This is a genomic window from Vibrio sp. 10N.247.311.13, assembly GCF_041467595.1.
Classification (GTDB): Bacteria; Pseudomonadota; Gammaproteobacteria; order Enterobacterales; family Vibrionaceae; genus Vibrio; species Vibrio crassostreae_C.
Genome location: NZ_JBFSUX010000096.1, coordinates 1 through 8,899, shown reverse-complemented (window position 1 = coordinate 8,899; position 8,899 = coordinate 1). Strand labels below are relative to the sequence as shown.

Here is an 8,899-nt window from a genome sequence, read left to right as displayed (position 1 = left end):
CGGCCTGTCACGCCGGGGGTCGCGGGTTCGAGTCCCGTCCACTCCGCCACTTATTCGATAACCTCGCCTAGTGCGAGGTTTTTTCGAATCTGAAGTAATGAAAGTTTTAGGGGTGTAGCTCCAATTGGCAGAGCAGCGGATTCCAAATCCGCGTGTTGGGAGTTCGAATCTCTCCACCCCTGCCATATTTAAAGCTCCAGCAGAAATGCTGGAGCTTTTTTGTATCTGTCACTTTTTCAAAGTGACGTTGAGGACCGGAGTGTCAGCCAAGTCGACTATATTGATCCCCATCGAAGCAGAAATCCTAGAGTCTTTTTGATTTATATTTGTTCGATTTTTAATTGATAATTACCTACCTTGAATAGAATATTGTCTTAGAAATGTAAGTGCTTACTTATCTCAGTCTCTTTTATAAGCAATTAACAACACAATCCACACTTCTTTATGAGAATTATTCTCAATATTTTGTTACATTTTGGTCGTTATTACTAAAAGGCAACAAATATGGGTATCTCCCGTCGTAAGTTTATTCAATCATCTCTCGCTATATCTGCACTCACTGTACTGCCCGCTTGCTCAATGAAACGGTCGGTTGATGAACAAGGAAAGTATGTTTATGACTTAACGGCAGAACCTTCAACCGCTGAACTCGTGACGGGGTTTGAGACTGATATTCTAGGCTTTAATGGTCAGATTCCAGCACCAACGATTCGATGTCGACAAGGTGAAAAGGTAACGATCCGTTTTACCAACAAGCTATCAGAACCGACAACTATTCATTGGCATGGTTTAAGGATTCCTATCGAAATGGATGGGGTTCCCTTCTTGAGCCAACCACCGATCATGCCAGGTGAAACATTCATTTATGAATTTACGCCACCAGATGCTGGCACGTTTTGGTATCACCCACATATGAACAGCGTTAAGCAGCTTGGTATGGGCTTGGTTGGTCTAATTATCGTTGAGGAGAGCATTCCAGTGCCGTTTGATGAAGAGCACGCACTGATGCTTAAACATTGGCATATAGATAAGAAAGGCCAATGGAAAGATCTAATGATCCCACGACTCAGTGCTCGTATGGGTACGCCAGGAGAGTGGAGTAGCGTTAATGGAATACATGAGCCTGTCTATGAGTTAAAACAACATGCAACAACCAGGCTACGTATCGCTAATGTCGACAATACGATCACTTACCCTATAGCTGTCGAAGGGGCTGAGGCATGGGTGATTGCCATTGATGGTAACCCTGTAAAAACACCTTATAAGCTGACGCAACATAAAATTGGTCCAGGGATGCGAGTGGATATTGGACTGATAGCACCCAAAGCCGGTGGGCGAGTTAGCGTCCTTCAAATGAAAGGACGCTTTCCTTTCTCTTTGTGTGAGTTCGAGGTTGTAGATTCAACCCTTGTTGAGAATCGCTCTCTGCCTTCTTTACCCCTTAATCCTGTGCCCAATTTAGATTTGGCTAATGCAGAAGAAATCGACTTTTTATTTGAATGGGAAGGGGCGGTTTCTCCAGTATCTAAAGATGGAAAATCTATGCCTAAGTTTTGGCTAACTAATAAACGAGCATGGGAGGGGATGAGCAAAGATAATATCCCTGAACCGTTGGCGACTTTAGAGCTGGGAAAAACCTATATATTCGATCTTAAGAACGTCACTCAATATCATCACCCGATTCACATTCACGGCCATACATTCACTGTATTGGAACTTGATGGGAAGAAAGTTGAAGAACCTTTCCATACTGATACAGTGTTACTTGGAAAAAATGGCCGAGCTAAAGCTGCATTTGTAGCCGACAACCCTGGCCGCTGGATGTATCATTGTCATGTTATAGAACACATGAAAACGGGTTTGATGGGATATATTGAAGTTAAGTGACACCTGTAACGTTTAATATTTGCGCATGCATTCTTAGTTTCTACCCTCGCTTTTATCGGCGTTAAAGCTAGAATATAGGGATTATTGTTTGGGAGGATTCATGGGTCAGTTATCTATTCTAGGTTTTATCGCCATCGGTGGCGCGTTTGGTGCTTGTTCACGTTACTTGATTTCAGAGTTATGCGTTGTGATGTTAGGGCGTGGTTTTCCTTACGGTACGCTGACTGTTAACGTAATTGGCTCTTTGATTATGGGATTGCTCATCGCCGCGTTTGAAAATGAGATGGTTGCGACGGAGCCGTGGAGACAAATTATCGGTCTTGGTTTCCTTGGAGCCCTGACGACATTTTCTACGTTTTCGATGGATAACGTGCTTCTTATGCAGCAGGGTGCGTTCTTCAAGATGGGGCTCAATGTACTGCTCAATGTGGTTCTCAGTATTTCAGCCGCATGGTTCGGCTTCCAACTTCTGATAAAGTCTTAAAACTTTCTTACGATTTGTTAACAACTCGGCTTGGTTTATCCAAGCCGTTTTTATATACTCGATCGTACTTGTCGGAGTGCCATATGGCTGAGACCGTTAACTCGGGATCCGTTGAACCTGATCAGGCTAATACCTGCGAAGGGAACAAGAGTAGATATCTAACTAGAATCCTTCTAGAGATCTATCTCCAGATCACAACTGCATTTTCTTGCTGTGATCCCTCTTGTAGCATCTAATCCGTCAAGCATTTTTATCCCAATAAATAATGGCTAAAAGCCAAGGAAAAATGCTATGTCGAGTCGTAAACAAGCAAGACTGGAAGCGAAGAATTTCATTGATTCTTTATCCGTACAACCCTATCCAAATTCAAAAAAAGCTTACATCCAAGGATCTCGAGAAGATATCCAAGTCCCTGTCCGAGAAATATCACTCGCAGATAGCCTTGTCGGTGGCACCAAAAAAGAGCCTGTATTCGAATCTAATGAGCCTATTCATGTCTACGATACCTCCGGTGTTTATACCGATCCTACGCATGAAATAGACATTTATAGCGGCCTTCCTAAGTTGCGAGAGCAATGGATTGAAGAGCGTGGCGATACGGAATTGCTCGATGATGTAAGCTCTGTTTACACCAAAGAACGTTTAGAAGATGAAACCCTAGACGACCTTCGTTACGGAAACCTGCCTAGAATTCGTCGTGCTACTGGCGACCAATGTGTAACTCAACTGCATTATGCTCGTCAGGGTATTATCACTCCTGAGATGGAGTATATTGCGATACGCGAGAACATGGGGCGTCAGAAGTTTGCTGACGAACAACTTAATCACCAACACCCTGGCCATAACTTTGGCGCCAACCTACCTAAAGAAATTACCCCTGAGTTCGTGCGTAAAGAGGTCGCTGAAGGCCGAGCTATCATCCCTTCGAACATCAACCACCCAGAATCAGAACCTATGATTATTGGCCGCAACTTCTTAGTGAAAGTGAACGCCAATATCGGTAACTCTTCAGTTAGCTCTTCGATTGAAGAAGAAGTTGAGAAGCTAGTATGGTCGACTCGCTGGGGCGGCGATACCGTAATGGACCTTTCCACTGGCCGTAATATCCACGAGACTCGTGAATGGATCCTACGTAATAGCCCGGTGCCGATTGGTACGGTTCCTATGTATCAGGCGCTTGAGAAAGTGAATGGCGTAGCCGAAGACCTTAACTGGGAAGTGATGCGCGATACCTTGATTGAACAAGCGGAGCAGGGCGTTGATTACTTCACTATCCATGCTGGTTTGCTTCTTCGTTATGTTCCTATGACGGCTAAGCGTGTGACAGGTATTGTTTCTCGTGGTGGCTCTATTATCGCGAAATGGTGTCTTGCACATCACCAAGAAAGCTTCCTATACACACACTTCCGCGAGATCTGTGAGATCTGTGCGAAGTACGATGTGGCTTTGTCACTAGGTGACGGCCTACGTCCTGGCTCTATTGCAGATGCCAATGATGAGGCTCAGTTCTCGGAGTTACGTACTCTAGGTGAGTTAACTAAAGTGGCTTGGGAATACGATGTACAGGTGATCATTGAAGGTCCTGGACATGTACCTATGCATCTTATTAAAGAGAACATGGATGAGCAGTTAGAGCACTGCCATGAAGCACCTTTCTATACGTTAGGCCCGCTGACCACTGATATTGCACCGGGTTATGACCACATTACCTCTGGTATTGGCGCGGCGATGATTGGTTGGTACGGCTGTGCGATGCTTTGTTATGTAACACCTAAAGAGCATTTGGGCTTACCAAATAAAGAAGATGTGAAGACTGGCTTGATTACTTACAAGCTGGCAGCACATGCAGCAGACTTGGCAAAAGGGCATCCGGGCGCACAAATCCGAGATAATGCATTATCTAAAGCTCGTTTTGAATTCCGTTGGGAAGACCAATTTAATCTAGCTTTAGATCCAGAAACAGCCCGTTCTTTCCACGATGAAACCCTGCCACAAGAATCGGGCAAGGTTGCTCACTTCTGCTCTATGTGTGGACCTAAATTCTGTTCAATGAAGATCTCTCAAGAAGTTCGAGAGTACGCGAAAGACACTGAACAAGTGGCTGCTGATCAGGCTATCGAGATTAAGATGCTTGATAATCCGTTGGAAGGGATGCGTCAGAAATCACAAGAGTTCCGTGATACTGGCTCTGAACTTTATCACCCAGCAGTAGGCGCAAAAGAAGCTCAATTAGAGGAATAATGACAGTGAAGATTCTTATCCCATCTCAAAATATTGAGCTAACGGGAGAGGTGCAAAGCTGTCTATTGGTTGCTAAGCGACAAGGCTTGGCAACCGATGCAGTTGAGTTGGGTGTAAGCCCAACTCAATGCTTCTCTATCGTTGATGCTCAGCAAGCGTTATCTATTGGTTTTGCTCATGATGTTGATTCATTGGCGGAGTGTCGCTCAAGTGAGCTTGATCATATCGTTTATTACAGTCATTCAGTGGCGCTAGCTGGTGTCCGCGATGCCTTGGCACAAACTCCGAATACCATCTATATCGGTGTCTTAGATGACTCAGCTGCATTGGATATCTGGTCACAGCTAGATTCTAATCGTGCTATCAAGAGTGAAACTCCAGCTCATCAGGAGTTAGATAGTCGTGGCCACTTTGCTTGGTTACTTACTTTGTTGGCGTTGGAATTCCCATTAGAAGATGCACTGGTTTTAGCTCGCGCAGCATCTAGTGTTTCACGTGGAACATGGCCAGCAAACTATCAAAACTTTCCTATTCCCGTTCTCGAAGATGAGCGACTGGATATTAGTGTTGGTTGGGCGCACCAAGGAACATCACTGTCGTTCCCGGAATTGAGTAAGAGTAGCCTAGGACTATACCCAGTGGTTGATGATGTTGAGTGGATCGAAAGGCTGCTCAAGCTTGGAATTAACACAGTTCAACTGCGTATTAAGAACCCACAGCAAGCAGATTTAGAACAACAAATCGCGCGATCTATCGAACTCGGTAGAGAGCACAACGCTCAGGTTTTTATCAATGACTATTGGCAATTGGCACTTAAGCATGATGCTTTTGGTGTTCATTTGGGGCAAGAGGACATCGAAGAATCCAACCTATCTCAACTGAGCCAAGCTGGTATTAAGATCGGTCTATCGACTCATGGTTATTACGAGTTGCTACGCATTGTGCAAATCAACCCAAGCTATATTGCGCTGGGGCATATATTCCCAACCACCACTAAACAGATGCCATCGAAGCCTCAAGGACTTGTGCGTTTATCTCTCTATCAGCAGCTGATTGATACTATCCCATACACAGAAGAACTCACCGGTTATCCGACAGTTGCGATTGGTGGAATTGACCAGTCGACGGCCGCACAGGTGTGGAGTTGTGGGGTATCGAGCCTTGCTGTTGTACGTGCGATTACGTTAGCCGAAGACCCAAAACAAGTGATTGAGTTCTTCGAAGCATTAATGGCTGACCGTTCTTCAGGTGCTGCTAAAGAGGTAACTCAGGAGCTAAGTCATGCTGAATGATTTCGAATTCATTCGTTATCAACGACAACTCGCACTTCCTGAAGTGGGTGAGCAAGGGCAACGCAATCTATTAGATAGCCATGTATTGGTCATCGGTTGTGGTGGCTTAGGCAATGCTGCGGCTCTCTATCTTGCGGCTTCCGGTATCGGGAAAATCGTATTAGTTGATGATGATTGTGTGGATTCGTCTAACCTTCAACGACAGGTTGCGTTCAAGGAAAGCCAGTTAGGTTCGCCTAAGGTCGAAGCTCTGAAGCAAAAACTGACTGAGCTTAATGGTCGAAACCAAGTGAGAACCATCAATAGGCGAATGACTCAGAGCCAGCTTGAGCTTGAGGTGATGCTCGCTGATTTGGTGTTGGATTGTACTGACAACTTTGAGTCACGTCAGCAGGTTAACCAAGCATGTTTTGGTAGCAAGACACCTTTGGTTTCTGGTTCTGCGATCGGATGGAAAGGTCAGTTTATTGTCTTTGATTATCAGATGCAGAAAGGGTGCTATCACTGTTTGTTCCCGTTCAGTCATCATCCACAAACGACACGTTGTAGCGATAGCGGCATCATCGGCCCAGTTGTTGGCACCATAGGCAACCTCCAAGCACTGGCAGCGATTCAACGTATTAGCACTGGCGAGTTCCAGGTTGCAACACATCAGCTCAAACTGTTTGATGGTCAGACGATGAACTGGCAAAACTTAAGTGTCACTCAAGATAGTGAATGCCCCGTTTGCTGCACATCTACAGTTAACTATTTAGAAGAAGAAACCCAATGAGCAACATAACGATCTCTATCAATGAGCAACCAGAACAGGTTGCACAATCGTCGTCTCTAGCGGATATCATCCAAGCGCTTTCATTACCCGATCTGGGCTGTGTCTTTGCTATCAATAATGCGGTTGTCCCGCGTAGTCAGTGGCAACAAACGGTTGTCAATGAAGGCGATGCTATTTCTCTTTTCCAAGCTATTGCAGGAGGCTAACTATGTTAACTATCGCAGATAAAACATTTCAATCACGACTTTTTACTGGAACGGGCAAGTTCGCGAATAAACATTTAATGGCGAGTGCTATCGAAGCTTCCTGTTCTCAACTGGCAACCATGGCGTTGAAGAGAGTTGATATTCGCTCTGAGCAAGATGATATTTTACAGCCCATCATTGATGCTGGCGTGAACTTGTTACCAAATACCTCCGGGGCGAAGAACGCGAAGGATGCCATCTTTGCTGCGCATTTGGCTCGCGAAGCGCTAGGCACAAACTGGCTCAAACTGGAAATTCACCCTGATCCAAAGTACTTGATGCCAGACCCAATTGAGACATTAAAAGCGGCTGAGCAACTGGTTAAAGATGGCTTTGTTGTGTTGCCTTACTGTCATGCTGACCCAGTGTTGTGTAAACGATTGGAAGAGGTGGGTTGTGCTGCGGTTATGCCGCTAGGTGCGCCGATTGGGTCGAACAAAGGTATCGCTTCGGCAGACTTCTTAGAGATCATTATCGACCAAGCGAACGTCCCTGTGATTGTTGACGCTGGTATTGGTGCGCCATCTCATGCTGCTCGTGCAATGGAAATGGGCGCGGATGCCGTGTTAGTTAATACTGCAATTGCGGCTTCTCAACAACCCGTTGATATGGCGATTGCTTTTAAACTGGCAGTTGAAGCTGGCCGTATGGCTTACCTTTCTGGTCTTGCTGGACAGGTGTCTCATGCGGTTGCTTCTAGTCCGCTAACTTCATTCCTAGACGAGTAGTGTCCTTATGACGTTTGTTGATCGATTTAAACAGCTCAACTGGGATGACATTGGTATGTCCATCTTCAGTAAAACGGCAGCGGATGTTGAGCGCGCTCTGAGTAAACCTAAACGCGACTTGGAAGACTTTAAGGCTCTTATCTCTCCGGCAGCAGAACCTTACTTAGAGCAGATGGCGCAACAATCGTTGGCACTCACACGCAAGCGATTCGGCAATACAATGTCGTTGTATATTCCATTGTACCTCTCAAACTTATGTGCGAATGCGTGCACGTATTGTGGTTTCTCAATGGAGAACCGCATTAAGCGTCGCACACTTACTTTAGATGAAATCGATGCTGAAAGTGCCGCTATCAAAAAGATGAAGTTTGATAGTGTATTGTTGGTGACTGGTGAACATGAAACCAAGGTCGGGATGAAGTACTTCCGTGAAGTGCTACCGAATATTAAGGCACAATTTAACTATCTTGCGATGGAAGTGCAGCCGCTTGATCAAGATGACTACGCAGAGCTTAAAATTCTCGGCTTAGATGCGGTGATGGTTTACCAAGAAACGTATAGCCCAAGTACCTACGCGGAACACCACTTGCGTGGCAATAAAATGGATTTTGAATACCGGCTCGAAACGCCCGATCGTTTGGCAAAAGCGGGTATTGATAAGATAGGTATTGGCGCTTTGATTGGCTTGGAAGATTGGCGTACCGACTGTTTCTTCGTGGCCGCTCACTTAGACTATCTTGAGCGTACTTATTGGCAAACACGTTACTCGATTTCATTCCCACGTCTTCGTCCGTGTGAGGGTGGTTTGCAGCCTAAATCGATTATGAGTGATAAACAGTTGGTTCAACTTATCTGTGCGTATCGTTTATTAAACCCTGAGGTTGAATTGTCTCTCTCGACTCGTGAGTCTGCAGCTTTCCGTGACAATGTGTTGCCATTGGGAATCACCAGTATGTCGGCTGCGTCTAAAACCCAGCCTGGTGGTTATGCTTCTGATGAAGAAGAACTCGAGCAATTTGAAATAAGTGATGAGCGAAGTGCTGCCGATGTTGAGTCAATGATTCGTCAACGTGGTTTTGATCCTGTGTGGAGAGACTGGCACAGTGCTTACTCTGGTTAGCGAACACGCAGATTTATGTTCCACGTGAAACATCGACGAAGTTAAATCGACAAATAAAAACGGCTACCCTAAGGTGCAATGCCGTTCGGATAAGCATTACTGTTTGAATCTAAACGGATATTTAGCTGGA

8 protein-coding genes, 1 tRNA gene and 1 riboswitch are annotated in these 8,899 nt (G+C 45.3%); all 9 genes read left to right on the top strand.

The window, feature by feature from the left end; translation table 11 throughout:
* Window positions 1-108 precede the first annotated feature (108 nt).
* The 9 genes from AB6E52_RS22270 (at window position 109) to thiH (ending at window position 8,769) form a co-directional block, all read left to right on the top strand.
* Window positions 109-185 (top strand) — tRNA-Trp (locus tag AB6E52_RS22270).
* 319 nt (window positions 186-504) lie between these two features.
* Complete coding sequence (locus AB6E52_RS22265; RefSeq protein WP_102321143.1) at window positions 505-1,887, top strand: multicopper oxidase family protein; 1,383 nt, start codon at window positions 505-507, stop codon at window positions 1,885-1,887.
* Between the two features lie 100 nt (window positions 1,888-1,987).
* Complete coding sequence (crcB, locus tag AB6E52_RS22260; RefSeq protein ID WP_017062997.1) at window positions 1,988-2,371, top strand: fluoride efflux transporter CrcB; 384 nt, start codon at window positions 1,988-1,990, stop codon at window positions 2,369-2,371.
* Between the two features lie 62 nt (window positions 2,372-2,433).
* Window positions 2,434-2,532, top strand: a riboswitch (TPP riboswitch).
* A 130-nt stretch (window positions 2,533-2,662) separates the two neighbouring features.
* Window positions 2,663-4,612: a phosphomethylpyrimidine synthase ThiC gene (thiC, locus tag AB6E52_RS22255; protein ID WP_102321142.1), complete on the top strand. Its 1,950-nt coding sequence runs from the start codon at window positions 2,663-2,665 to the stop codon at window positions 4,610-4,612.
* Window positions 4,612-5,904, top strand: coding sequence for a thiamine phosphate synthase (locus tag AB6E52_RS22250; protein ID WP_017061314.1), 1,293 nt, complete (start codon window positions 4,612-4,614; stop codon window positions 5,902-5,904). Before thiC ends, AB6E52_RS22250 begins: the two co-directional genes overlap by 1 nt.
* Complete coding sequence (locus tag AB6E52_RS22245; protein WP_017062994.1) at window positions 5,894-6,676, top strand: HesA/MoeB/ThiF family protein; 783 nt, start codon at window positions 5,894-5,896, stop codon at window positions 6,674-6,676. Before AB6E52_RS22250 ends, AB6E52_RS22245 begins: the two co-directional genes overlap by 11 nt.
* A complete protein-coding gene (thiS, locus tag AB6E52_RS22240; protein ID WP_048610390.1) occupies window positions 6,673-6,882 on the top strand; it encodes a sulfur carrier protein ThiS in 210 nt (69 codons plus the stop codon). Before AB6E52_RS22245 ends, thiS begins: the two co-directional genes overlap by 4 nt.
* A gap of 2 nt (window positions 6,883-6,884) precedes the next feature.
* The gene (locus AB6E52_RS22235; protein WP_102321141.1) at window positions 6,885-7,649 is read left to right on the top strand and encodes a thiazole synthase; all 765 of its coding nucleotides are present in this window, start codon (window positions 6,885-6,887) and stop codon (window positions 7,647-7,649) included.
* Window positions 7,650-7,656: 7 nt separating this feature from the next.
* Window positions 7,657-8,769: a 2-iminoacetate synthase ThiH gene (thiH, locus tag AB6E52_RS22230; RefSeq protein WP_102321140.1), complete on the top strand. Its 1,113-nt coding sequence runs from the start codon at window positions 7,657-7,659 to the stop codon at window positions 8,767-8,769.
* The last annotated feature ends 130 nt before the right edge of the window (window positions 8,770-8,899 follow it).